Source organism: Ochrobactrum sp. BTU2 (assembly GCF_024539785.1).
GTDB classification, from domain to species: domain Bacteria; phylum Pseudomonadota; class Alphaproteobacteria; order Rhizobiales; family Rhizobiaceae; genus Brucella; species Brucella anthropi.
In genome coordinates this window covers 260,972-284,789 of record NZ_JAHWRG010000003.1, presented here as the reverse complement: position 1 = coordinate 284,789, position 23,818 = coordinate 260,972, and the positions used below count along the sequence as shown (strand labels likewise).

The following is a 23,818-nucleotide window of genomic DNA, read 5'->3' as shown; positions in this document are numbered from 1 at the left end:
CGTTTATTCAAACATTTTGTTTCACTCAATAGAAATTGCGGGCAATTGTCCCATGAGGAAACAGGTGGAGAGGGGATGGCATGAACGAGCACGCTACAAATCGGCATCGCGCGGCGCAGGAAAGCCAGTTCGTCACCCATGACGGCACGTCGCTGTTCTACCGTTTCTGGCCGGCTATTTCCGGCAAGCCGAAAGGCGTGATTGTTCTCCTGCATCGTGGCCATGAGCACAGCGGACGCGTCGCGCACCTCGTTGATGAGCTGGGGCTGGATGACTACGCCTTCTATGCCTGGGATGCACGCGGCCACGGCCAGTCGCCGGGCGTGCGCGGCTTCTCGCCGTCCTTCGGCGCGTCGATCCGTGACCTCGACAGTTTTGTCGCCAATATCCGTCAGGAAACGGGCACCGCCATCGAGGATGTGGCAATCATCGCGCAGAGTGTCGGCGCGGTTCTGGCTGCGGCCTGGGTGCATGACTATGCGCCGAATATTCGGGCGCTGGTGCTGGCTTCGCCCGCTTTCGACATCAAGCTCTATGTGCCATTCGCCAAGGAAGGCATCGGCCTGTGGCAGAAGCTGAAAGGCACTTTCTACGTCAATTCATACGTCAAGCCGCAATTCCTGACCCATGATCCGGAACGCATCGAATCCTATCGTACCGATCCGCTGATCACGCGCCCCATCGCCTCGCACATCCTGCTGCAACTCTATGAGACGGCGAAGCGCGTGGTGGACGATGCGCGGGCGATCATCGTTCCGACACAACTGCTCATTTCCGGCAGTGATTTTGTCGTGCGTCCTGCGCCGCAACATCGTTTCTTTGAAAATCTCGGCAGCCGCATCAAGGAGCGGCATGTTCTGAAAGGGTTCTATCACGACACGCTCGGCGAACGGGATCGCAAACCCGCAATCGAACTCATCCACGATTTCATTGAGGACCGTTTTGCCGAAAAGCCGCAGCGCGCCGATCTGACGGATGCGCATATTGCAGGCCACACGCGCGACGAGGCAGACCGGTTGTCCAGCCCGCTGCCGCTTCTGACCGCGCAGGGGCTTTACTGGGCGTCGACACGCGCTTCGATAGCCTTCGGTGCGTTGTTTTCGGAAGGGTTGAAAGTCGGCAAGCGCACGGGGTTCGATTCCGGTTCCACGCTCGATTATGTCTATGAGAATGAAGCGCGGGGCCTCGGGCCGGGTGGCAAGCTCATCGACAAGCAGTTTCTGGAAGCGATCGGCTGGCGGGGTATCCGCCAGCGCAAGGTGCATCTGGAAGAACTGATCGGTGCGGCGATCAAACGGCTCAAAAGCGAGGGCCGCTCGACCAATATTCTCGACATTGCCTGCGGCCATGGCCGCTATGTCATCGATGCGGTGGTGCGTGCCGACGCCATGCCGGACAGCATTCACCTGCGCGATTATTCGCCGATCAATGTGCTGGCGGGCAACAAGCTCATCCGGGATCGCGGGCTGGAGGCGATTGCCCATATGGAAGAGGGTGACGCATTTAGCGAGGAAAGCCTTGCAGCGGTCACGCCGCAGCCGGACCTCGCCATCGTGTCCGGTCTTTACGAACTTTTCCCTGATAATACCTTGATCAACCGCTCACTGTCGGGGCTTGCCCGCGTGCAGAAACCCGGCTCATTGCTGATCTATACCAACCAGCCATGGCATCCGCAGCTTGAAATGATCGCGCGTGCGCTCACGTCACATCGCGGCGGCGAGGCATGGGTGATGCGCCGTCGCACGCAGGGCGAAATGGATCAGCTTGTCGAGAAGGCCGGTTATCGCAAGATCGAACAGCGCGTCGATCAGTGGGGCATTTTCACCGTCTCGATTGCGGAGCGCATCGGAGACGCTGAAACGTGACCACGCAATTGACGGAGCTTGATGGTTTCTCGCGGCGGCCTGTGATCCGTCGCGCGATCCTTTGGCTTCTGTTTCTCGCGCCCTTTTTCTACCTGACCTACGGTACGGCCAACTGGCTCGCATCGCAGCAAGGTCATGTGTCGAACCTTGCTTTCGGATGGGAAAGCCAAGTTCCGTTTATCGCGTGGAGCATCGTTCCCTATTGGTCGGTCAATCTGTTTTATGCGATTGCGCTGTTCGTCAATGACAGCCCCGAACAGGTCAACCGGCTGGCAAAGCGCTATCTGACGGCACAGATCATCGCTGTTCTCTGCTTCGTTGCTTTTCCGTTGACCGCGACTTTCGTAAAACCGGCAACGGCAGGTCTTCCGGGTTTCATGTTCGATGTGCTCGGCGGCTTCGACAAACCCTTTAATCAGGCGCCGTCGCTGCATATCGCGCTACTGATCATCATCTGGGATCAGATGCGCCGCGTGATGGGCGATGCCATGCGCGTGGTCTGGCATGTCTGGTGTCTGCTGATCGGCCTGTCGGTGCTGACCACCTATCAGCACCACGCGGTCGATATTCCGGCAGGCGCTTTGCTCGGCCTGTTTGCCTTGTGGCTTTTTCCGCGCAGCGGTCCTTCGCCGCTGGCAGAGTTTCGGTTTACATCAGACCCCAAAGCCAGAAGGATCGGGTTTTATTATCTGGCAGGCGCAATCCTGTTTCTGGTGCTTGCCATCCATGGCCTGACCGTCACCGGCTATGCAGTTTTCTGGCTCTGGCCAGCAACCGCACTGGCCATTGTAGCGCTTGGCTATTTCGGTGCAGGTGCTGGCATTTTCCAGAAGCAGACAGATGGTTCGGTCAGTCTCGCAAGCCGGTGGCTGCTTTGGCCCTACCGGTTTTTTGCCCGGCTGAATGTGCGGTTCTGGACACGCAAGCTGCCGCCGCATGTCGAGCTTGCCGACGGGGTGTTTCTCGGGCGTTTTCCAAAAGCCGCAGAACCCTCATCCTTTGCTGCCGTCATTGATCTTGCCGCTGAAATGGTGCCGCCGCTGCATGCCACGGAATGGAAAAACTTTGGCACGCTCGATCTGGTCGCGCCGTCATCGGAAAAGGTGCAACTGGCCTCCGATGCCGTTGAAGTCGCACGCCATCACGGCCCGGTTCTTGTCTGTTGCGCGCTTGGTTTTCAGCGCAGCGCAACAGTTGCGGTCGCATGGCTCGTCTGTACAGGGCGTGTCGCCAATGCGCGAGAAGCCGAAGCGCTGATCCGTGCCAGGGGCTGGCCGGTGCATCTGCATTTGGCGGAGGAGCTGACATGAATTCTCCGGCAGCGTCCATAGCAATTGTTCTGCGTCGCAATGCCTTTCTCGGCATCGTTGTCGCCGTGGCTTTGCTTGCGGTCGCGCCCTACATGCGCCCGGTGCATGATCTGGCCTTCTGGCTGATCTGGCCGCTTTTGTTGGTAAGCGCGTTGATCGTGCTGGGTATCGCTGCGCATCTCCTGTTCGATGCCGCGCTTTTCAAGCTGATCGCCGGTTCCGGTGAAACGGGCTTGGGTGAGGTAGACAGCATTCTTGAGCGCATGGGTTTGCGCTCCAATGACGGCACGGTCCGTCCACTTGCGAAAAGGATAGAAGGATCGCGACGCATCATGGGGCGTCTGCGGTTCTTCATGGGGCTGGGTATCGTACTTTTCATTCTGCTGGCCACGGTGCCATTGGGTCAGGGGCTGTAACATGCGGGAACTGATCCGCCATCAGGTGCAATCGACGTTCGGTTCGTTTCTGGCAATCCTGTCGCGCGGGATTACCGGCGTGCGTCCAATCTGGAGCGGCACCGGTCCGTCGCGTAATCAGCGTATTTATTTTGCCAACCATACAAGCCACGGCGATTTCATCCTGCTTTCCTCCTGTCTCGATCAGGAGGAGCGCGCGCGCACTCGTGCTGTCGCCGGTGCCGATTACTGGCGGGGCAACCGCGTGCGCCAGTTCATGGCCGAAGTTCTGTTGCGCACTGTGCTTGTTGAGCGCAACTGGGTTGAGCGTACACAGGATCCGATGGAAGTGATGCTGAAAGCGCTGGCCGATGGCCATTCGCTCATCATCTTTCCCGAAGGCACACGCAACATGACCGACGAGGCGCTGCTGCGCTTTCGTTCCGGCATCTACAATCTGGCGCTGGCACGCCCCGATGTCGAGCTGGTGCCATGCTGGATCGAAAACATGTCGCGCGTGCTGCCCAAGGGCGCAATGCTGCCGGTGCCGCTTCTGTGCCGGGTCATTTTCGGTGCGCCGGTGCAGCTTGGCGACGGCGAGGACCGCAAGGAATTTCTCGCCCGCGCCCGTCAGAGCCTTCTCGATATTCAGCCTCAGAATGGTAATCACTCATGAGTGAAACGACCCGATTATTCCTTGGCCTCATGGGCGTTCTGGTAACGGCAAGCGCCGTTGCCGGTGTTCTTTCATGGCGCGCGCCGAAGCCGCTTTCGTCCACGCTGGTCAATCTCAATGCCCGCATCAAGGCATGGTGGATCATGGTCGGTGCCATGTGCATCGCCTTCCTGTTCGGGAAGGGTGGCGTGATCGTGCTGTTCGCGCTGATCTCGTTTGCCGCCTTGCGCGAATATGCGACGCTGACGCAGACACGACGCGCCGACCATCGCGTGCTGCTCGGCATGTTCCTGCTGGTCATTCCGGTGCAATATTATCTGATCTGGATCGACTGGTACGGGCTCTATTCCATCTTCATCCCGGTCTATTGCTTCCTCGCCATGCCGGTTCTGACTGCACTTTCCGGCGACACGTCGCGCTTTCTGGAGCGTATCAGCGAGCAGCAATGGGGCATCATGCTGTCGGTTTATTGCATAAGCCATGTGCCCGCGCTGATGACACTGGATATTCCCGGTTTTGACGGTAAGAAACTGCTTCTGATCGCGTTTCTGGTGGCCACCGTACAGGGCAGCGATGTGCTGCAGTATATTTTCGGAAAGCTGTTCGGAAAACATCGCATCGCGCCCAGCATATCGCCGTCCAAAACCTGGGAAGGTTTTGTGGGCGGTGTCGCGAGCGCCTCTCTTCTGGGGGCCGGTCTTGCATGGCTCACACCGTTTTCGCCTGTGCAGGCGGGTGCCCTTGCGGCCACATCATGCATCATGGGTTTCTTCGGTGGGCTTGTTGCTTCCGCTATCAAGCGCGATCGCGGCGTGAAGGACTGGGGCCACATGATCGAAGGACATGGCGGGATGCTCGACCGGGCCGACAGCCTTGTCTTTTCAGCCCCGGTCTTCTTCCATATCGTGCGCTATTTCTGGACCTGAGCTCTGAATATTTGTTTCGTCGCATTATCCTACGCAAAACCGCTTCGCACTTTTGCTGGAAATGCTCGGGTCGGTCAGGGCAGCTTCAAAGCAATGAACTGTGAAACCTGACCGTGGTTGAAATTGTTGTCCGAGGCAAGGATCAGCGTTCTCTTGCCGTCAATCATCGGCCCGAAGGTGATGGCCTCGATATTGTCGATGTCGAGGCCGAAATCACCTTCGTTGAGCTGGAGGAAAAGTTTCTTGCCGAGCGATGTCACAGGCTGACTGGCCAGTGAGGGCACATCCTTCACATTGCTGGCGCCATCGAAAGATGCGCGGTAGAGCGTAATGCGATTGCCCACACCCATGGCGAAGGAGCGTTCGACAGTGAGGAGATCGTTTCCATCGGAAACGAATTCCGACAGGCCATTATCGTTCCAGAAGGGCGGCAGCGTCGCCTTGGTGAAGATCGGGTCGGTGTCATAGGCATATTCTGCCGTCACATTGCCTGAGGCGAGGTCAAAGGCGATGATGCGTGAACGGCTGCCATGGTCGAGTGTCGCCTTGTCTCCATCCTGTGTCAGGGCGTTTTCGGTCCCCGCCAGAAGTGTCTTGCCGTCCGGTGTGATGGTCAGGCTTTCAAAAGACAGATTGTTGCGGACGCCGCGTGTCTTGCCTTCGTCGGGAATGTAGGCTTCCGGCAAAGCAAATTCGCGAATAAAGCTGCCATCGGTCTTTGCTTCGCCGATAAAAGGCCTGCCGTTCTTATCGCCTTCGCTTGACCAGTAGATCGTGCCGGTCGCCGTGTTGAAACGGATGCTTTCAGGGTCCACATCCTTCAGCGCAAATGATTTGCCGGCCTTGTCCAGAAGCGTGACTGTTTCCAGAACATCAAGGCTTTGCACGCCGGAACCGTCGATGGCGAGCTTGAGCTTGTAAAAGCGCGCAGGTGCGTTTTCCGAACGATCGTCGGATATGGCGTAATAGACATCTTCACGTGGGTCGTAGTCGAGGCCGGAAATTCCGCCGAATTCGATGCCGCCGATTTTCAGGCCGGTCGGTAGCGTTATAGCGCCGATAAGTTCCGGCTTCTGCATTTCCTGTGCCGCAGCGCTGGTGGCAAGGGCAAGAAACAGTGCAACAAAAGGTGCTTTCATGGCGGATATCCGTTCGATCAGGAAAGTCACCGGATAGTCGTTCTGTTTGACAGGACGATGAAAGCCGGTCTCATACCCTGTCGGCGGTGCGTGTCGGTTCTTCCCTGTCGATCAGATGGGAAGGTGCCGCAAACTGCAGCAGCTTGTTCTTGTTCGTGATCTTGATTGCAGAGGCCTGCACACTGACACCGTGGGACCCGAGCGTTGCAAAACTGCGCGACAGGTTCTCCGGCGTCATGCCGAGATAGGCGGCAAGTGTCCGTTTTTCATAAGGGATCATTACGACGTCGGCGCCGTTGTTAAAGAGCGATTCCTTGACGATCCAGTTGGCGAGGCGCTGCACACTGCTTCTAAGCTTCTGCGCCTTCAGCTCTTTGACCAGACGACGATAGGCGCGTGCCGTTTCAAAGACGACGGCGCGCATGAAACCGACGTCCTCGCTCATCAAATCCCGAACCAGACTTGAAGGCACCATCAGCACACGGGTTGGCGTGAGGGTTTGTGCAGTTTGCAGGCACACATCGTCATTGAGCACGGCTGCGAGAATGAAAATATCGGCGGCGCGCAATATTTCCAGCGCGGTTTCGCCGTCGTCCGATTTCGCGGACATCAACACGAGGCCGTCCAGGATTGCGAACAGGAAGTCCGCAGGCTCGTCTTCCTTGATAAGGGTCGTGCGTGGCGGAAACGACTGCACGAAGCTCGGGCGCATGATCCGCTCGAAAGTGGCATCTGCCATATCCATGAAGAGCGGCAAATTCTTCAGCGCGTCGATGTCTTCTTTCCGCATTAAACCTCACTTTTGGGGTCAAGTTTTTATCAGTCTATTATGCTTGATAAATATCAATTGCGCAATGCGCATAAATCAATACTTTGAACTAACTAGGTCTATTTTGGTCGTTAAGCCACGAATATCTAAAATTCAACTTGAATAGTCTAAAGATATTGATCTTAATCAATGTATTCATCTGAAAGTCGACGCATAAGTGCATACGAAACCTCCAATGGTATTCAATTCGGAGTACGCCTATGCAACATGTCGCAGGGGAAAATCCCAGGGCGCAGACCACGGCGCTAGCGATGAGTACGACCGCTTTCACAGTGTGTTTTGCGGTCTGGACCATCTTTGCAATCATCGGCATTGAAATTCGATCCGAGCTGGGCTTAAGCGAAACCCAGTTCGGCTTGCTCGTCGGTACGCCGATCCTTACGGGATCGCTGATCCGCGTCATTCTGGGCATCTGGGCGGATCGCTATGGCGGTCGGGCCATCTTCACGCTCACAATGCTGGTCTCGGCGGTTGCCACCTATCTTCTGACCTACGCCACCACCTATCCGCAAATGCTGATTGCAGCGCTTGGCGTTGGCGTGGCGGGCGGGTCGTTCTCGGTTGGCGTTGCCTATGTCTCGCGCTGGTATCCGCCGGAAAAGCAGGGCGTTGCGCTTGGCATTTTCGGCGCGGGCAATGTTGGAGCGGCGGTGACGAAGTTCTTCGCGCCGATGGTCATGGTTGCATTCGGCTGGCATACGGTCGCCGAAGTCTGGGCGGCCGCGATGGTCGTCATGGCGTTGATTTTCTATTTCACCACGAGCGACGATCCGGTCCTGGTCGAGCGTCGGCGCAAGGGCGAAAAACCCGCCAGCACCCTGATGGAGCTGGAACCGCTGAAGAATATTCAGGTCTGGCGTTTCTCGCTTTACTATTTCTTCGTCTTCGGCGCCTTCGTGGCTCTCGCGCTGTGGCTGCCGCAATATCTGATCCATGTCTATGGCGTCGATATTCGCCTCGCAGGCATCATCGCGGCGTTCTTCTCCGTCCCGGCAAGTCTTTTCCGCGCCTATGGCGGACATCTTTCGGATGTCTATGGCGCGCGCCGGGTCATGTACTGGACCTTCGCCGTCTCGCTGGTCGCGACATTCATACTGTCCTATCCGCCGACGGATTATGTCATCCAGAGCGATAATGGCCCACTGGCCTTCCATGCCGAAATGGGCGTAATCGGCTTCACCATCACCGTCTTCATCCTCGGCTTCTTCATGGCCTTGGGCAAGGCGGCCGTCTTCAAGCACATTCCGGTCTATTATCCGGGCAATGTCGGCTCCGTCGGCGGTCTGGTGGGCATGATCGGCGGTCTTGGCGGCTTCATCCTGCCGATCCTGTTCGGTGTACTTCTGGACCAGACCGGCCTCTGGACGAGCTGCTTCATGCTGCTCTTTGTCATCGTCGCGGTTTCCTTTGCGTGGATGCATGTCTCGATCCGCCAGATGGAGCGCGCAGCCGAGGGCAAGACGACGGAAGAGCTTCCGGCCTTTGCTGAATTGCAGGGCTTGAAGAAAGCCGATGTCAAGCCGGCAAAGGGCGATTCCGTCCTGACCGACTGGCGCCCGGACGATCCGACCTTCTGGGAAGAGAAGGGAAGGAGGATCGCCAAGCGCAATCTGTGGCTTTCGATCCCGGCACTGCTTCTGTCCTTCGCCATCTGGCAGGTCTGGTCCGTGGTGGTGGCAAAGCTGCCGCTGGTGGGCTACCAGTTCACGACCGACCAGCTGTTCTGGCTGGCAGCGCTACCCGGCATTTCGGGCGCGACCTTCCGCATCTTCTATTCCTTCATGGTGCCGATCTTCGGCGGCCGCCTGTGGACCACACTGACGACCTGGTCGCTGGTCATTCCGGCCATCGGTATCGGCTATGCCGTGCAGAACCCGAATACGCCTTACTTCATCTTCCTGCTGCTGGCGCTCTGCTGTGGCTTCGGCGGCGGTAATTTCGCCTCCTCCATGTCTAACATCTCCTTCTTTTTCCCGAAGAAAGAGAAGGGCAATGCGGCAGCGCTCAATGCAGGCCTCGGCAATCTCGGCGTCAGCGTCGTGCAGTTCGTGGTTCCGCTGGTCATCACTGCCGGTATCTTCGGCAAGCTTGGCGGCGATCCGTCAATGGTTGCGACCGAAGCGGGCAGCACGCCGCTCTGGCTGCAGAATGCCGGCTTCTTCTTCGTGCCGTTCATCATCGTCACGGCTTTCGCCAACTGGTTCGGCATGAACGATATCGCGTCGGCCAAGGCTTCCTTTGCCGATCAGGCCGTCATTTTCCGCCGCAGGCACAATTGGATCATGTGCTGGCTTTATACCGGCACGTTCGGCTCGTTCATCGGTTATTCGGCTGGCTTCCCGCTTCTGACCAATATCCTGTTCCCTGAGGTCAATGCGCTTCAGTTCGCCTTCCTCGGGCCTCTCGTCGGCGCGCTGTCGCGGTCGGGTTCGGGCTGGCTTGCCGATAAATATGGCGGCGGTCGCGTTACCATCTGGGCATTCGTCCTGATGATGATCGGCGTGGCGGGCGTGCTGTACTTCGTCGGCATCAAGGATCAGCCGAATGCGTTCTGGGGCTTCTTTGCTTCCTTCATCCTGCTGTTCTTCGCAACGGGCATCGGCAATGCCTCCACCTTCCAAATGATCCCGGCGATCATGTCGAAAGAGATGGACAGGCTTATGCCCAATGCCACCCCGGAACAACGCCGTCACGAAGCAGACAAGGAATCTGCGGCCATCACCGGCTTCACCTCGGCCATTGCTGCCTTCGGCGCCTTCTTCATCCCGAAGGGTTACGGCACCTCGATCAGCATGACCGGCGGACCGGAAGCCGCGCTCTGGGCCTTCCTGATCTTCTACGTGACCTGCCTCGTCATCACCTGGGGCGTCTACACCCGAAAAGGCGGTCTGCTCTACGACGTGGAGCACCGCAGCAAACCAGCCGCTGCTGCTGCCTGAAGAAATAAAGTGAGGATATAATCATGAGTCTACTCCTCGATCGCCTGAACTTTCTTGCGCGCAAGAATGTCGGCACCTTCTCGGAAGGCCATGGCGTCACGACCAATGAGAACCGCGACTGGGAAGACGCCTATCGCAAGCGCTGGCAGCACGACAAGATTGTCCGCTCCACCCATGGCGTGAACTGCACCGGCTCCTGCTCGTGGAAAGTCTACGTCAAGGGCGGCATCATCACCTGGGAAACCCAGCAGACGGATTATCCGCGCACCCGGGCCGACCTGCCGAACCATGAGCCGCGCGGCTGTTCGCGCGGGGCAAGCTATAGCTGGTATGTCTATTCTGCCAACCGGGTGAAATATCCGCTGATCCGCTCGCGTCTCCTGAAGCTGTGGCGCAAGGAACGCACGCTGAAAACGCCTGTCGCGGCCTGGGCCGCGATCCAGCAGGACCCCGCCAAGCGTGCCGACTATATGAAGGTGCGCGGTCTCGGCGGCTTCGTTCGCGCAACGTGGGAAGAAGTCAACGAGATCATCGCCGCGGCCAATGCCTATACGGCCAAGACCTATGGACCGGACCGCGTGATCGGTTTCTCGCCGATCCCGGCCATGTCGATGGTGTCCTATGCGGCGGGCTCGCGTTACCTGTCGCTGCTCGGCGGCGTCTGCATGTCGTTCTATGACTGGTATTGCGATCTGCCGCCCGCTTCGCCGATGACATGGGGCGAACAGACCGACGTGCCGGAATCGGCAGACTGGTACAATGCCGGTTTCCTGATGCTCTGGGGTTCCAACGTGCCGCAGACCCGCACGCCGGATGCGCATTTCTATACGGAAGTGCGTTACAAGGGCACCAAGTCGGTCGTGGTCTCGCCCGACTATTCGGAAGCAGCGAAGTTTTCCGATCTGTGGCTGCATCCCAAGCAGGGCACCGATGCCGCGCTTGCCATGGCGCTTGGCCATGTGATCCTGCGCGAATATCACCTTGACCGGCAGGTTCCCTATTTCGAGAATTACTGCCGTAAATATTCCGACTTCCCGATGCTGGTCATGCTCTCGAAGAAGGACGGACGTTATGTGCCGGACCGCTTCCTGCGCGCTTCCGACTTCAAGGGCGATCTCGGCGAAGGCAATAATCCAGACTGGAAAACGGTCGCCTTCGACACGAAGTCGGGCGCCTATGTTGCGCCGCAGGGCTCCATCGGCTTCCGCTGGGGTGACGATGGCCAGTGGAACCTCGAAGAAAAGGACGGCAAGGGCAAGGATGTGGAACTTGCCAAGAGCTTCATCGACAAGGACGGCCATGATGCCGTTGCCGATGTGGCTTTCCCATATTTCGGCAACCGCGAGCACGATTATTTTGAAGGCACGGACCATGACAGCGTGCTGGTGCGCAAGGTTCCGGCCCGCAAACTGAAGATCAAGGGCGGCGACGTCATGGTTGCGACGGTGTTCGACCTGTTCGCCGCCAATTACGGTCTTGATCGCGGGCTTGGCGACGCGAACTCTGCCAAGTCCTATGACGAGGGCCTGCCATATACCCCGGCCTGGGCTGAGAAGATCACGGGTGTCCCGCGCGACCAGATCATTGCTGTCGCCCGCGAATTCGCAACCAATGCCGAAAAGACCAATGGTCGTTCCATGGTCATCCTCGGTGCCGGTCTCAACCACTGGTACCATATGGACATGAACTATCGCGGCATCATCAACATGCTGGTGATGTGTGGCTGTATCGGCCAGTCCGGCGGCGGCTGGAGCCATTATGTGGGGCAGGAAAAGCTGCGCCCGCAGACCGGCTGGACAGCGCTTGCCTTCGCGCTCGACTGGAACCGTCCGCCGCGTCACATGAACTCCACCTCGTTCTTCTATGCGCATACCGATCAGTGGCGCTACGAGACCGTGAAGGTGCAGGACATCCTTTCGCCCACCGCACCCGATGGTGCGTGGGATGGCACGATGATCGACTACAACATCCGGGCCGAACGCATGGGCTGGCTGCCTTCCGCGCCGCAACTCCAGACCAACCCGCTGGAGCTTGCCAAAGAGGCAGCCGCATCGGGCAAGGAGCCGAAAGACTTCATCGCGAACGCGCTGAAGAACGGCACTGTCACCATGTCCTGCGAGGACCCGGATCACGAGGCCAACTGGCCGCGCAACATGTTTGTCTGGCGCTCGAACCTGCTCGGTTCGTCGGGCAAGGGGCATGAGTATTTCCTGAAGCACCTGCTCGGCACGTCGAACGGCCTGCTTGGCAAGGATCTGGGTCAGGAAGGCGCGCAGGAAAGCCGTGAGGCCGTGTGGCATGAGAATGCTCCGGAAGGAAAGCTCGACCTTCTGGTCACGCTCGATTTTCGCATGTCCACAACTTGCGTCTATTCCGATATCGTTCTGCCGACCGCCACCTGGTACGAGAAGAACGACCTCAATACATCCGACATGCATCCTTTCATCCATCCGCTGTCAAGCGCAGCCGATCCGGCATGGGAAGCACGCAGCGACTGGGAAATCTTCAAGGGTATCGCGAAGAAGTTCTCGGAAGTGGCGCCGGAAGTGCTGGGTGTCGAGAAGGACATCGTTCTCGTTCCGACCCTGCATGACACGGCGGGCGAACTGGCCCAGCCGAAGGACGTTCTCGACTGGAAGAAGGGCGAAGTCGAGCCGATCCCCGGCAAGACCATGCCATCGGTTGTGGTTGTGGAGCGCGATTATCCGAACCTCTACAAGCGCTATACCTCCGTTGGACCGCTTCTCGACAAGCTGGGCAATGGCGGCAAGGGTATTTCGTGGAACACCGAACATGAGGTTGATCTGCTGGGCAAACTGAACGGCAAGGTTCAGGAGCCGGGCGCAAGCGAGGGACGTCCGCGCATCTATACCGACGTCGACGCAACCGAGGTCATTCTGTCGCTCGCGCCGGAAACCAACGGTGAGGTGGCGGTCAAGGCATGGGAAGCGCTGTCGAAGTTCACAGGTCGTGACCATTCGCATCTGGCCATTCCCAAGGAAGACGAGAAGATCCGCTATCGCGATATTGTTGCGCAGCCGCGCAAGATCATCTCCTCGCCAACGTGGTCGGGCATCGAATCCGAAACCGTCTGCTACAATGCAGGCTATACCAACGTGCACGAGCTGATCCCGTGGCGCACGCTGACCGGCCGTCAGCAGCTCTATCAGGATCACCTGTGGATGCGCGCTTTCGGCGAAGGCTTCTGCGTCTATCGCCCGCCGATCGATACCAAGACGGTCAATCCGGCAATCCGTGAAAAGGCGGACGGCCAACCGCATCTGGTGCTGAACTTCATCACGCCGCACCAGAAATGGGGCATCCACTCCACCTATACGGACAATCTGTTGATGCTGACGCTCAATCGCGGCGGGCCGGTTGTCTGGATTTCGGAGCCGGATGCCGCAAGGGCAGGTATCGTCGATAATGACTGGGTGGAAGTCTACAACGCCAATGGCGCCATTGTGGCCCGTGCGGTCGTCTCCCAGCGCATGAAGGACGGAACCGTCTTCATGTATCATGCGCAGGAGAAGATCGTGAATACGCCCGGCTCGCCGCTCACCGGCCAGCGCGGCGGCATTCACAACTCCGTCACCCGCATCATCACCAAGCCGACGCATATGATCGGCGGCTACGCCCACCAGTCCTATGGTTTCAACTATTACGGAACCGTCGGCTCAAACCGTGACGAGTTCGTGGTCGTGCGCAAGCTTGAGAAAGTGGACTGGATGGAAGGTCCGCTTGAAGAAGGCAACCAGAGCTCCGCAGCGAAGGAGGCAGCAGAATGAAAATCCGTGCGCAAATTGGAATGGTGCTCAATCTCGACAAGTGCATCGGCTGCCACACCTGCTCCGTGACGTGCAAGAACGTCTGGACCAACCGTGAAGGCGTGGAATATGCCTGGTTCAACAATGTCGAGACCAAGCCCGGCATCGGCTTCCCGAAGGAATGGGAAAACCAGAAGAAGTGGAACGGCGGCTGGGTCCGCAAGAAGAACGGCAAGATCGAGCCGAAGATGGGCTCCAAGTGGCGCATCCTCGCCAAGATTTTCGCCAATCCGGACCTGCCTGAAATCGACGACTATTACGAGCCGTTCGACTTCGATTATGGCCATCTCCAGACGGCAGGCGAAAGCAAGACCATGCCGACCGCCCGTCCGCGCTCGCTGATTTCCGGCGAGCGGATGGAAAAGATCGAATGGGGTCCGAACTGGGAAGAAATTCTCGGTGGTGAATTTGCCAAGCGTTCGAAGGATTACAATTTCGAAGGCGTGGAGAAGGAAATCTACGGCCAGTTCGAAAACACCTTCATGATGTATCTGCCGCGCCTGTGCGAGCACTGCCTCAATCCAACCTGCGTTGCAGCCTGCCCGTCAGGGGCGATCTACAAGCGCGAGGATGACGGCATTGTCCTGATCGATCAGGAAAAGTGCCGCGGCTGGCGCATGTGCGTCTCCGGTTGCCCCTACAAGAAGATTTATTACAACTGGAGTTCGGGCAAGTCCGAAAAGTGCATCTTCTGCTATCCGCGCATTGAAGCTGGCCAGCCGACCGTGTGTTCGGAAACCTGCGTGGGCCGCATTCGTTATCTGGGTGTGATGCTCTATGATGCCGACCGTATTTCGGAGGCCGCTTCCACGGCCAATGAACAGGATCTCTATCAGGAACAGCTCAATATCTTCCTCGATCCGAACGATCCTGCCGTGATCGAACAGGCGCGCAAGGATGGTGTGCCGGAAGCCTGGCTGGAATCCGCCAAGCATTCGCCGGTCTACAAGATGGCGATGGACTGGAAGATTGCCTTCCCGCTCCATCCTGAATACCGCACCCTACCGATGGTCTGGTACGTACCGCCGCTCTCGCCGCTCCAGTCGGCTGCCGCTGCTGGCAAGCTTGGCATGGATGGTCCGCTGCCGGATGTTCGTTCCATGCGCATTCCGGTCCGCTACCTTGCCAATCTTCTGACAGCAGGCAAGGAAGAGCCGGTTATCTCGGCGCTGGAACGCATGCTCGCCATGCGTGCCTATATGCGCGCCAAGACTGTTGATGGCGTTATCGATGAGGCGATTGCCGACCGCGTCGGCATGAGCAGCGCGATGATCGAGGAAATGTACCACATCTTGGCGATTGCCAATTACGAAGACCGCTTCGTCATCCCGACCACGCATCGTGAAATCACCGAGGATGCCTATGACGTGCGCGGCTCCTGCGGCTTCACCTTCGGCAATGGCTGTTCGGGTGGAACGTCGACCGAAGACCTGTTCGGCTCCAAGCGCCAGAAGGTCGTCCAGACACCAACGGATATTTTCCGGGAGCAGGTGTAATGAACAAGACCCTGAAAATCATTTCGCTGCTGCTTTCCTATCCGACCGCAGAGTTGCAACTCGGCGGCGAGGAACTGAAAAAAGCACTGGCCGGGGAAAAGCTTTCCCCCGGCATCCGCAGGCTGCTCGACAGCCTTGTCGATTATGTCTGCGACTGCGATCTCTACGAGGCGCAGGAACGTTACGTGCACCTTTTTGACCGCACGCGCTCGCTGTCGCTGCATCTTTTCGAGCATGTGCATGGTGAAAGCCGCGACCGCGGCCAGGCCATGGTCGATCTCATGAAGATGTATGACGACAACGGCTTTGTCGTAGATGCCAAGGAACTGCCGGACTATCTGCCGTTGTTCCTTGAATTTCTCTCGACACGCTCGCCGGAGGAAATCCACGATCTTCTCACCCAGACGGGCCATATCTCGGCTGCTATCGGTGAGCGTCTGCGCAAGCGCCAGTCGCCCTATGCCAACGCCTTTGCGGCGCTGCTTCATGTCGCCAATGCCAAGCCGGACAAGAACCTCGTCGGAGAATTGCTTCGGCAAGAGGAAGACGACCCGAACGATCTCGCCGCGCTCGACCGCATCTGGGAAGAAGAAGCGGTAACGTTTGGCGGCAATGCGGGCGACAACTCCTGCGGCCCGGACCGGTTGCGCACGCAGATGCGTGCAGCACAGCGTAAGCCCGGCAACCCGTCCAACCCTTCACATATATAGGAGACGGAAAATGGCTTATCTCCATACGTTTCTTTTCGGCATCTATCCCTACATCGCACTGAGCGTGCTCGTGCTTGGTTCGATCTTCCGCTATGACCGCGAGCCCTATACGTGGCGTTCCGGCTCAAGCCAGCTCTTGCGGCGCAAGCAGCTCATGTGGGGCTCGGTTCTGTTCCACCTTGGCGTGCTGTTCATCTTCGCCGGTCATTTCGTTGGCCTGCTGACACCGATCTGGGTCTTCGACATGCTCGGCGTCAGCCATGAGGCAAAGCAGATTCTCGCTGTCGTGGCGGGTGGCATCGCCGGTGTGATGGCAATCGTCGGCGCCAGCATGCTTGTGCATCGCCGTGTGTTCGACCCGCGTGTTCGTGCGTCCTCGCGGCCATCCGACACGCTGATTATCATTCTGTTGTGGTTGCAGCTTCTGCTGGGCCTCAGCACCATTCCGATCTCGCTGCAGCATCTGGACGGCGGCGAAATGGTGACATTCATGAACTGGGCGCAAGGCATCTTCACCTTCAATCCGGCTGCATCAAGCTACATCACCAATGCGTCGATCATCTTCAAGATGCATATCTTCCTGGGGCTTACCATCTTCCTGCTGTTCCCGTTCACGCGTCTTGTGCATATGCTGAGCGCGCCAGTGCGCTACATCTGGCGTCCTGGCTATCAGGTCGTGCGTGAGCGCAACCATACGGCTCAGCCCTCGCATATGCGTATTCCTGCGGAGTAAGGCTCATGGTGACACTTTTTGACCGGAAACAGCCAACTGAACAGCCAACTGAACATTCGCACGGAGCGCATGCTCATAATACGGGCTACACGACCTATCAGGAGCCGGATACGCGCGTGCCGCCGAAGCCGCGCCCGGTCTTCGATGCGGTGTCCGTCAATGGCGTGGCGATCAACGAAACCGACATTCTGACGGAGGCACAAAACCATCCGTCGGAAAATCCCGGCGCGGCACTGCTCGCCGCCGCGCGGGCGCTGGCGATCCGTGAGCTTCTTCTGCAGCGTGCGAGGGAAACCGGCATCGTGCCCGAGCACGAGAAGGATGCAGAAGGGCGCAGCGAGACCGACGAGGATGCGCTGGTGCGCATGGTGATCGAACGGGAGGTGGAAGTGCCTTCCGCCACACGCGAGGAAGCCTTGCGCTTTTACGAAAACAACCGCCACCGCTTCACCAGTGCGCCTATTCTGGAGGCGAGCCATATCCTGATCGCTGCCGATCCTGCCGACAGCCAAGCCCGCGAAAAGGCCCGCACGACCGCATCCCATCTGGCATCCTCGGTGATTGCCGCGCCTGCCACATTCGCCTCGGTTGCGCATGAATATTCGTCCTGCCCTTCGGGCGCGCAAGGCGGCAATCTGGGTCAGCTCACACGCGGCAGCACGGTGCCTGAATTCGAGCGGGCGCTGGAACGCCTGACACCTGGTGAAATAACGCCAGCCCCGATTGAAAGCCGTTTCGGCTTTCATATCGTACGGCTTGACCGCCGTATCGAGGGCGAGGAACTGCCGTTCGATTATGTTGCCGACAGGATTGCCGGCTGGCTTGAAGCCTCCACCTGGTCGAAGGCCGTGTCGCAATATATCGCGATCCTCGCAGCCGATGCCGACATTACCGGCATCGATCTGCTGTCGAACGAGGGAGCCGAGGCATGACCCGCGAACCGACACTTGCAGCCATCCTGGCCGCAAAGGATGTGCCGGTGGACCAGCTTCTGGCTGGCGTAGCGCATCGGGCGAGGCAGGCAGGGCTGCGCGTGGCGGGCTTTCTCCAGCACCGCGAGAGCAATACGGATGAATGCTGCCGCGATATCGAGATCGAGCATATTGGCACCGGCGTGACGCAGATTATCTCGCAGTCGCTCGGTTCGGGGTCGAAGGGGTGTCGTCTCGATCCAGCGGCGCTTGCCGATGTGGCAGGTTCGCTTCTGGCGGAACTCGATAGCGGCGCCGATATGCTGATCCTCAACCGTTTCGGCAAGGGCGAGACGGAAGGGCATGGTTTCCGCTCCATCATCGAAATCGCCTATGCGCGCCAGATTCCGGTGCTGACTGTGGTACGGGAAACCTATGTCGAAGGCTGGAACGACTTCGCCGGTGATTGCGGCGTTCTTTTGGCTCCTGATAGCCAGGCAACGCTTGGATGGTTCGACCGGGTAACAGAACCCCGGCAGCTGTCGGAAGCCGTTTGACGGCGGATATACTATTTTTTACGCATTATCCTGCGCAAAACCGCTTCGCACTTTTGCTGGAAATGCTCTACAGGTCCAGCTGGTCGCGACGGTCTTCCGCAATCAGCTTGCGGATCTGATAGACGATCTGGTCTCCATGCGCCTTGCCAAGCAGATCGGCTGTATCCACGTCCCGTTCTTCGATGGCGCGGATCATGTCTTCATGCTCGGTGACGTAGCGCTCGGGCAGGCGATCGGCGAAAGACTGGTAATAGAGGCGCAACAGCCTGCGCCCTTCATCGAGAAGCCTCGAAAAGAAGGTGGTGTAGAAGGGATTGCGACCCGCTTCAGCAATAGCGGCGTGAAAATCGCGGTTGGTCGCGATCATTTCCAGCGCATTTTGTGAACGGACTGCGCGGGCAAAAGCTTCCTGATGCGCACGGATGTTCTCAAGATCCTTGTCGGTCCGGTTGCGGGCGGCAAGCCGCGTGGTCACGCGGTACATCAGCGTTACTGCGTCGAAAAATGCGGGCAGGCTCAAAAAGTCGATATTGGACACAACGGTCGAGCGATTGGGAAGCGTGGTTACGAAACCGTCGCTTGCCAGCCGCACCAATGCTTCGCGTATAGGCGTGCGCGACATGGAAAAGCGTTCGGCCAGCTGGTTTTCATCAATGGGGCTACCCGGCGCGAGCGAAAGATCGATGATCTCGTCGCGCAGCACGTCGTAAACCAGCTTGACACCTGAACCCTTTTTCCGGTCGGCTGTCTGGTTTGCGTCGTCTTTGTCCATGATCTTGTCTGTCCTCTGTCGGTGTATTTGCCGCAGCACAACTGCATTCTAACACCAGTTTAAATCTCATCGGTCAAGCAATCCTATCCCGAAATAAAATTTTGGTCGACAAGAAAAATACAAAGTGTATATTTGACTTCAATACAAGGTTCGGCAGACCGATTGTAGATCCAGCCCGCGTGAAGAACGCTCAAGGAAAAACGTCCAAGGAACGACGCTATGACCTCTAATATTTTCTCCGGTTGCATTCCGGCCCTCATGACCCCCTGCAAGCCCGACCGCACGCCGGATTTCGATGCGCTGGTCCGCAAAGGCAAGGAACTGATCGCGAAGGGCATGTCTGCGGTTGTCTATTGCGGTTCCATGGGCGACTGGCCGCTTCTCTCGGATGAGGAACGCATGGCTGGCGTTGAAGCGCTTGCCAAGGCAGGCGTGCCCGTCGTCGTCGGCACCGGCGCTGTCAACACGAAGATCGCTGCCGCCCACGCAGCCCATGCGCAGAAAGTTGGCGCGAAGGGCCTGATGGTCATTCCGCGTGTTCTCTCGCGTGGTTCGTCGATCTCGGCGCAGAAGGCCCATTTCAAGGCGATCCTTGCGGCAGCTCCCGATCTGCCAGCCGTTATCTACAACAGCCCGTACTACGGCTTTGCGACCCGCGCCGACCTGTTCTTCGCACTGCGTGCGGAACATCCGAACCTCATCGGCTTCAAGGAATTCGGCGGTGCGGAAGCCATGCGTTATGCAGCCGAAAACATCACGAGCGCCGATGACAATGTAACCCTGATGGTCGGCGTCGATACCGGCGTTTTCCACGGCTTCGTCAATTGCGGTGCAACCGGTGCGATCACCGGCATCGGCAATGTGCTGCCGAAGGAAGTCCAGCATCTGGTGGCACTGTCGAAGGCCGCCGCCAAAGGCGATGTCGAGGCACGCAAGCTGGCGCTGGAACTGGAAGCCGCACTGGACGTGCTGTCATCCTTCGATGAAGGCCCGGACCTCGTTCTCTTCTACAAGCATATGATGGTTCTGACCGGCAATCCGGAATATGAACTGCATTTCAATGAGACGGACAAGCTGTCCGATAGCCAGCGCGGCTATTGCGAAACCCAGCTTAAGCTGTTCCAGACCTGGTATGCCGACTGGCTCAAGCAGGGCAGTGCGGCGGCGAAATACGCTGCCTGAAACGCATACAGATAAAAGAAAAAGGCGCCGAATTCCGGCGCCTTTTTTGTGTCTGGTCAGGATATGGCGTCCAGACCTTTATCTTTCAATTTTTCCAGAAGCGCCATTTCGGCAGCCGTAAGCGTGATGCCTTTGGCCAATGAATCGCGGCGGGCGGCAAAGCGGCGCTGCGACGGCAGGCGCGCGCCCTGTCCGGCTATCGCTTCGATCAGGATTTCGCCGCGCTCCTGCGGGTTGCCGCGACCACCTGCCATGCGAGCAGGGTCGAAGGCAATGATGAGTTCGCCATGGCGCGGCGCCAGCGTCGTCGTGCCAAGGAAATCGAGCGCTTCGGGGCTGGTGAAATCACCGATCATCACACCGGCCAAAAGTTCGATCATCGTGGAAATGGCCGATCCCTTGTGCCCGCCAAATGGCAGCATCGCGCCTGCAAGGGCGGCTTCAGGATCGGTCGTCGGATTGCCATCCGCATCGACGGCCCAGCCTTCCGGCAGCTGTTTCCCGGCGCGACGGTAGAGTTCCAGCTCGCCACGCGCGGCAACGCTGGTCGCAAAGTCGAACACATAAGGATAATCGCCGGAGCGAGGCCAGCCGAAGGCGAAGGGGTTGGTGCCGAGAAGCGGCTTCGTTCCGCCAGCGGGCGCCACGGTGGCATAGCTCGGGCACATGGCCATTGCCGCAAGACCTCGTTCGGCGAGTGCTTCGACTTCTGGCCACAAGGCCGCGAAATGGGTGCAGTCGTTGATCGCCAGCGCCGCGACGCCGAGCTTGCGCGCCTTCTCGACGAGGGCAGGCGTACCGCGCTCGAACGCCAGATTGGCAAAGCCGCCCTTGGCATCGACGCGAACGACGGCGCTGTCATCGGTCGTGACGACCGGATCGGCATCGGCGACGACCTTGCCGCTCTTCAGCGTGCGAAGGCAGCCTTCGATACGGTAGACACCATGCGATTTGCAGCCGTCGCGCTCACCCGCCACAATCGTCTTGGCAATGGCTGTGGCATGATCGGCGCTGAAACCTGCCTTGTGCAGGATTTCTCGCACAAGCCTGGCGAGTTCTTCTGTCGAAATCGAAATGGTGTCGCTCATTCTGTCATTCCTTGCCAATTCTCGGGGGCCGTTCTTAAGGGGGCAGTGCTGGGCTGTAATAGGCGTGAAGGCGAGTATCGTTCGTTGAATGCATACAAGATGCATGCAGGCTTGTCATGTCGCGCAGGCTGGCCGGAGGCTGCGGCAAAAGGGCTGGCGGGCACATCAAATGGTGCGATGGTGCGATGCAGAAAATCAATCAGTTTTATTCTGAGCGTCATTATCATGAATAACTTCACCTGTTTGATCCAGATCAAAGAGGTTGGCAGGCGACAGGTCTAAACCCCGTTACGTGGCGTGTTGAGGCCGAGACGGCAGGTGCGCCAATCGTTGGAGATCAGGACAAAATGCGTAACATCGCGATCAAATTTGCTGCCGCAGGCATCCTCGCCATGCTGGCTGCCCCCGCTCTTGCCGAAAATATCGAAGTTCATATGCTCAACAAGGGCGCCGAGGGCGCCATGGTTTTCGAGCCTGCCTATATCAAGGCCAATCCCGGCGACACGGTCACCTTTATTCCAGTGGACAAAGGACATAATGTCGAATCCATCAAGGATATGATCCCTGAAGGCGCCGAAAAGTTCAAAAGCAAGATCAACGAGAACTATGTGCTGACGGTTACCCAGCCCGGCGCATATCTGGTAAAGTGCACACCGCATTATGCCATGGGTATGATCGCACTCATCGCTGTCGGTGACAGCCCGGCCAATCTCGACCAGATCGTTTCGGCCAAGAAGCCGAAGATTGTTCAGGAGCGGCTGGAGAAGGTCATCGCCAGCGCCAAATAAGATTGACCGAAAACTCTCGATGAGCCGAACTTGAACCGGCTTCATGACGAGGACATCATGACCAGACAGCCAAGCCTGCAGGCAGTACCTGCTGCGATGCCATCCGATCAAAAAGGTATGCCGCGCGGACTGAAAATGACCGGTCCCGTCCTCCTCAGCTATGGCTTCCGCCCATTTTTTCTGGGCGGAGCCATATGGGCCGTTCTGGCCATGCTCTTCTGGATATTGTCACTGACACTCGGAATGCCGCTCGGCGGCTCCTATGGCGGGTTGAACTGGCACGCCCATGAAATGGTGTTCGGTTTCTCCTCTGCCGTTCTGGCAGGCTTTCTGCTGACAGCCATTCCGAACTGGACGGGAGGCTTGCCGGTATCTGGCACACCACTCGCCATTCTCTGCGGGGTATGGCTTGCCGGACGGCTGGTCTTTCTGGAGCCTGACCTGATCGATGTGCGCTTTGCAGTCGTTGTCGAAAGCCTGTTTCTGCCCTTGCTGCTTTTCATTTGTGCGCGGGAAATCATTGCCGGGCGCCAATGGAAAAACCTGAAGGTACTGGTTGGCGTGACGACGGTGATGGTTGCCAATCTTGTCTTCCATTATCTGATCCTGACTGACGGCGACGTGGCATTGGCCAACCGCATCGGGGTCAGCGCCTATGTCCTGCTGGTCATGGTGATCGGTGGGCGCATTGTGCCAAGCTTCACCCGCAACTGGCTCAACAAGATGGGACGGACACGCTTTCCGGTGCCGTTCAATCGCTATGACGGTTTCAGCATTCTTGTCGGGGTGGCTGCCTGCATCGGCTGGATCGCCGCTCCCGATCAGACGATAACGGCGGTGCTGGCGTGGATCGCAGCCCTGTTTCACATCGTGCGGCTTTACCGCTGGCGGGGATGGTCTGTGGCGCGGGAAAAGCTGCTGCTGGTTCTTCATGTCGCCTATGCGTTCATCCCGCTCGGTTTCATCGCCATCGGCCTTTCCGCCATTGATCGCCTCAACCCCTATTCTGCCTTGCATGTCGTGACTGTCGGCGCAATCGGCTGCATGATGCTGGCGGTCATGACGCGGGCCACCCGCGGCCATACCGGGCGCGAACTGACTGCCTCGCCCGTCACACAGGTCGCTTATCTTTGCCTTGTCGCGGCAGCGCTGATCCGTCCGCTGGCGGAAGTCATGCCGAATTTCTTCCACACCATCCTCGCAGCATCGGCTTTGCTTTGGATGGGCGCTTTCGGGCTTTATGTTCTGGAATACGGTCCGATGCTGTTGCGTGAGAGACGCCAACGCATGGCCGGGGCGTAATCCGCCTCATCTCGATACCATTATAAAGCGCAGTCCGTGGTGATCTACGGGCTGCTTTTTTGTGTTTCGAGAGGTGAGTCGCGACGCCAGAGCTGCGATTCGGCCCGTCCGAAGGGCCTGAAACAGGGGTGTGGAAAGAAAAATCACACTCAAGATCACATTTAAATCGTTATAATGTTATGGCCGTATTGTTATGCTTTTGAAACGGTGTTACCGGAATTGGTGCCTGAGAGGCTGGCCTTAAAAGGACTGCGAAATCTCAGGCAGCACGAGCGCAATGCGCTCTGGCTTAGTTGTTTTACGCATATCGGCACCGAACCGGGTTTCGTTTGCCGGACATGCTCAAGGCTTTGCTTTTGGCAAGGAGGTTGCC

General features: G+C 58.1%; 19 protein-coding genes. 15 read left to right on the top strand and 4 right to left on the bottom strand.

The genetic code is table 11. The features are described 5' to 3' along the window. The first annotated feature begins 80 nt into the window (after window positions 1-80). Genes KWJ32_RS10350 through KWJ32_RS10330 form a run of 5 tightly spaced genes read left to right on the top strand, consistent with a single transcriptional unit; the run spans window position 81 to window position 5,172 of the window. Window positions 81-1,865 (top strand): bifunctional alpha/beta hydrolase/class I SAM-dependent methyltransferase, encoded by a 1,785-nt coding sequence (locus KWJ32_RS10350; RefSeq protein ID WP_151610192.1) that lies wholly within the window; start codon window positions 81-83, stop codon window positions 1,863-1,865. Beyond that, window positions 1,862-3,175: a phosphatase PAP2/dual specificity phosphatase family protein gene (locus KWJ32_RS10345; RefSeq protein ID WP_125334762.1), complete on the top strand. Its 1,314-nt coding sequence runs from the start codon at window positions 1,862-1,864 to the stop codon at window positions 3,173-3,175. The genes KWJ32_RS10350 and KWJ32_RS10345 overlap by 4 nt, the downstream gene beginning before the upstream one ends. Next, window positions 3,172-3,591 carry a hypothetical protein gene (locus KWJ32_RS10340; RefSeq protein WP_011982633.1) on the top strand — a complete coding sequence of 140 codons (420 nt, stop codon included), beginning with the start codon at window positions 3,172-3,174 and terminating at the stop codon, window positions 3,589-3,591. The genes KWJ32_RS10345 and KWJ32_RS10340 overlap by 4 nt, the downstream gene beginning before the upstream one ends. Before the next feature lies 1 nt (window position 3,592). Further along, the gene (locus KWJ32_RS10335) at window positions 3,593-4,246 is read left to right on the top strand and encodes a lysophospholipid acyltransferase family protein (RefSeq protein WP_125334764.1); all 654 of its coding nucleotides are present in this window, start codon (window positions 3,593-3,595) and stop codon (window positions 4,244-4,246) included. Then, on the top strand, window positions 4,243-5,172 hold the full coding sequence (locus KWJ32_RS10330; protein ID WP_125334766.1) for a phosphatidate cytidylyltransferase: 930 nt from the start codon (window positions 4,243-4,245) through the stop codon (window positions 5,170-5,172). Before KWJ32_RS10335 ends, KWJ32_RS10330 begins: the two co-directional genes overlap by 4 nt. Before the next feature lie 74 nt (window positions 5,173-5,246). Here the strand turns inward: KWJ32_RS10330 and KWJ32_RS10325 are convergent, their stop codons facing one another. Next, complete coding sequence (locus tag KWJ32_RS10325) at window positions 5,247-6,311, bottom strand: esterase-like activity of phytase family protein (RefSeq protein ID WP_151610193.1); 1,065 nt, start codon at window positions 6,309-6,311, stop codon at window positions 5,247-5,249. A 70-nt stretch (window positions 6,312-6,381) separates the two neighbouring features. Continuing rightward, a complete protein-coding gene (locus KWJ32_RS10320) occupies window positions 6,382-7,101 on the bottom strand; it encodes a cyclic nucleotide-binding domain-containing protein (protein WP_011982637.1) in 720 nt (239 codons plus the stop codon). Between the two features lie 239 nt (window positions 7,102-7,340). On the opposite strand from KWJ32_RS10320, the gene KWJ32_RS10315 reads away from it, so the two are divergent. Genes KWJ32_RS10315 through KWJ32_RS10285 form a run of 7 tightly spaced genes read left to right on the top strand, consistent with a single transcriptional unit; the run spans window position 7,341 to window position 18,313 of the window. After that, on the top strand, window positions 7,341-10,079 hold the full coding sequence (locus KWJ32_RS10315; RefSeq protein WP_151610194.1) for an MFS transporter: 2,739 nt from the start codon (window positions 7,341-7,343) through the stop codon (window positions 10,077-10,079). Window positions 10,080-10,102: 23 nt separating this feature from the next. Further along, a complete protein-coding gene (locus KWJ32_RS10310; protein ID WP_151610195.1) occupies window positions 10,103-13,867 on the top strand; it encodes a nitrate reductase subunit alpha in 3,765 nt (1,254 codons plus the stop codon). Beyond that, window positions 13,864-15,402 carry a nitrate reductase subunit beta gene (gene narH, locus KWJ32_RS10305; RefSeq protein ID WP_151610196.1) on the top strand — a complete coding sequence of 513 codons (1,539 nt, stop codon included), beginning with the start codon at window positions 13,864-13,866 and terminating at the stop codon, window positions 15,400-15,402. Before KWJ32_RS10310 ends, narH begins: the two co-directional genes overlap by 4 nt. Continuing rightward, a complete protein-coding gene (narJ, locus tag KWJ32_RS10300) occupies window positions 15,402-16,112 on the top strand; it encodes a nitrate reductase molybdenum cofactor assembly chaperone (protein ID WP_125300794.1) in 711 nt (236 codons plus the stop codon). The genes narH and narJ overlap by 1 nt, the downstream gene beginning before the upstream one ends. Window positions 16,113-16,122: 10 nt before the next feature. Next, window positions 16,123-16,845 (top strand): respiratory nitrate reductase subunit gamma, encoded by a 723-nt coding sequence (gene narI / locus KWJ32_RS10295; protein ID WP_010660855.1) that lies wholly within the window; start codon window positions 16,123-16,125, stop codon window positions 16,843-16,845. 5 nt (window positions 16,846-16,850) lie between these two features. Beyond that, window positions 16,851-17,777, top strand: a complete 927-nt coding sequence (locus KWJ32_RS10290; RefSeq protein ID WP_125334776.1) for a peptidylprolyl isomerase — start codon at window positions 16,851-16,853, stop codon at window positions 17,775-17,777. Further along, a complete protein-coding gene (locus tag KWJ32_RS10285; RefSeq protein ID WP_011982642.1) occupies window positions 17,774-18,313 on the top strand; it encodes a DUF2478 domain-containing protein in 540 nt (179 codons plus the stop codon). The genes KWJ32_RS10290 and KWJ32_RS10285 overlap by 4 nt, the downstream gene beginning before the upstream one ends. Before the next feature lie 67 nt (window positions 18,314-18,380). Here KWJ32_RS10285 and KWJ32_RS10280 read toward each other — a convergent pair whose 3' ends face one another. Next, window positions 18,381-19,085 carry a GntR family transcriptional regulator gene (locus KWJ32_RS10280; protein ID WP_006468363.1) on the bottom strand — a complete coding sequence of 235 codons (705 nt, stop codon included), beginning with the start codon at window positions 19,083-19,085 and terminating at the stop codon, window positions 18,381-18,383. 219 nt (window positions 19,086-19,304) lie between these two features. Between KWJ32_RS10280 and KWJ32_RS10275 the strand changes: the two genes are divergently transcribed. Then, on the top strand, window positions 19,305-20,267 hold the full coding sequence (locus KWJ32_RS10275) for a dihydrodipicolinate synthase family protein (RefSeq protein ID WP_011982643.1): 963 nt from the start codon (window positions 19,305-19,307) through the stop codon (window positions 20,265-20,267). A 56-nt stretch (window positions 20,268-20,323) separates the two neighbouring features. On the opposite strand, the gene KWJ32_RS10270 is transcribed toward KWJ32_RS10275, so the two are convergent. Next, complete coding sequence (locus KWJ32_RS10270; protein WP_011982644.1) at window positions 20,324-21,355, bottom strand: Ldh family oxidoreductase; 1,032 nt, start codon at window positions 21,353-21,355, stop codon at window positions 20,324-20,326. A 347-nt stretch (window positions 21,356-21,702) separates the two neighbouring features. Here KWJ32_RS10270 and KWJ32_RS10265 point away from each other — a divergent pair, with 347 nt between their 5' ends. Together KWJ32_RS10265 and KWJ32_RS10260 are read left to right on the top strand one after the other, a co-directional pair. Beyond that, window positions 21,703-22,143 (top strand): pseudoazurin, encoded by a 441-nt coding sequence (locus KWJ32_RS10265; protein WP_010660860.1) that lies wholly within the window; start codon window positions 21,703-21,705, stop codon window positions 22,141-22,143. Window positions 22,144-22,200: 57 nt separating this feature from the next. Next, a complete protein-coding gene (locus KWJ32_RS10260) occupies window positions 22,201-23,445 on the top strand; it encodes an NnrS family protein (RefSeq protein WP_011982645.1) in 1,245 nt (414 codons plus the stop codon). Window positions 23,446-23,818 lie beyond the last annotated feature (373 nt).

Coding starts and splice junctions, on each gene's coding strand:
- KWJ32_RS10270 (WP_011982644.1), bottom strand. CDS start 21,355: ATGAGCGACACCATTTCGATTTCGACAGAAGAACTCGCCAGGCTTGTG.
- KWJ32_RS10290 (WP_125334776.1), top strand. CDS start 16,851: ATGGTGACACTTTTTGACCGGAAACAGCCAACTGAACAGCCAACTGAA.
- KWJ32_RS10265 (WP_010660860.1), top strand. CDS start 21,703: ATGCGTAACATCGCGATCAAATTTGCTGCCGCAGGCATCCTCGCCATG.
- KWJ32_RS10315 (WP_151610194.1), top strand. CDS start 7,341: ATGCAACATGTCGCAGGGGAAAATCCCAGGGCGCAGACCACGGCGCTA.
- KWJ32_RS10320 (WP_011982637.1), bottom strand. CDS start 7,101: ATGCGGAAAGAAGACATCGACGCGCTGAAGAATTTGCCGCTCTTCATG.
- narJ (WP_125300794.1), top strand. CDS start 15,402: ATGAACAAGACCCTGAAAATCATTTCGCTGCTGCTTTCCTATCCGACC.
- KWJ32_RS10275 (WP_011982643.1), top strand. CDS start 19,305: ATGACCTCTAATATTTTCTCCGGTTGCATTCCGGCCCTCATGACCCCC.
- narI (WP_010660855.1), top strand. CDS start 16,123: ATGGCTTATCTCCATACGTTTCTTTTCGGCATCTATCCCTACATCGCA.
- KWJ32_RS10285 (WP_011982642.1), top strand. CDS start 17,774: ATGACCCGCGAACCGACACTTGCAGCCATCCTGGCCGCAAAGGATGTG.
- KWJ32_RS10335 (WP_125334764.1), top strand. CDS start 3,593: ATGCGGGAACTGATCCGCCATCAGGTGCAATCGACGTTCGGTTCGTTT.
- KWJ32_RS10350 (WP_151610192.1), top strand. CDS start 81: ATGAACGAGCACGCTACAAATCGGCATCGCGCGGCGCAGGAAAGCCAG.
- narH (WP_151610196.1), top strand. CDS start 13,864: ATGAAAATCCGTGCGCAAATTGGAATGGTGCTCAATCTCGACAAGTGC.
- KWJ32_RS10340 (WP_011982633.1), top strand. CDS start 3,172: ATGAATTCTCCGGCAGCGTCCATAGCAATTGTTCTGCGTCGCAATGCC.
- KWJ32_RS10280 (WP_006468363.1), bottom strand. CDS start 19,085: ATGGACAAAGACGACGCAAACCAGACAGCCGACCGGAAAAAGGGTTCA.
- KWJ32_RS10330 (WP_125334766.1), top strand. CDS start 4,243: ATGAGTGAAACGACCCGATTATTCCTTGGCCTCATGGGCGTTCTGGTA.
- KWJ32_RS10260 (WP_011982645.1), top strand. CDS start 22,201: ATGACCAGACAGCCAAGCCTGCAGGCAGTACCTGCTGCGATGCCATCC.
- KWJ32_RS10310 (WP_151610195.1), top strand. CDS start 10,103: ATGAGTCTACTCCTCGATCGCCTGAACTTTCTTGCGCGCAAGAATGTC.
- KWJ32_RS10325 (WP_151610193.1), bottom strand. CDS start 6,311: ATGAAAGCACCTTTTGTTGCACTGTTTCTTGCCCTTGCCACCAGCGCT.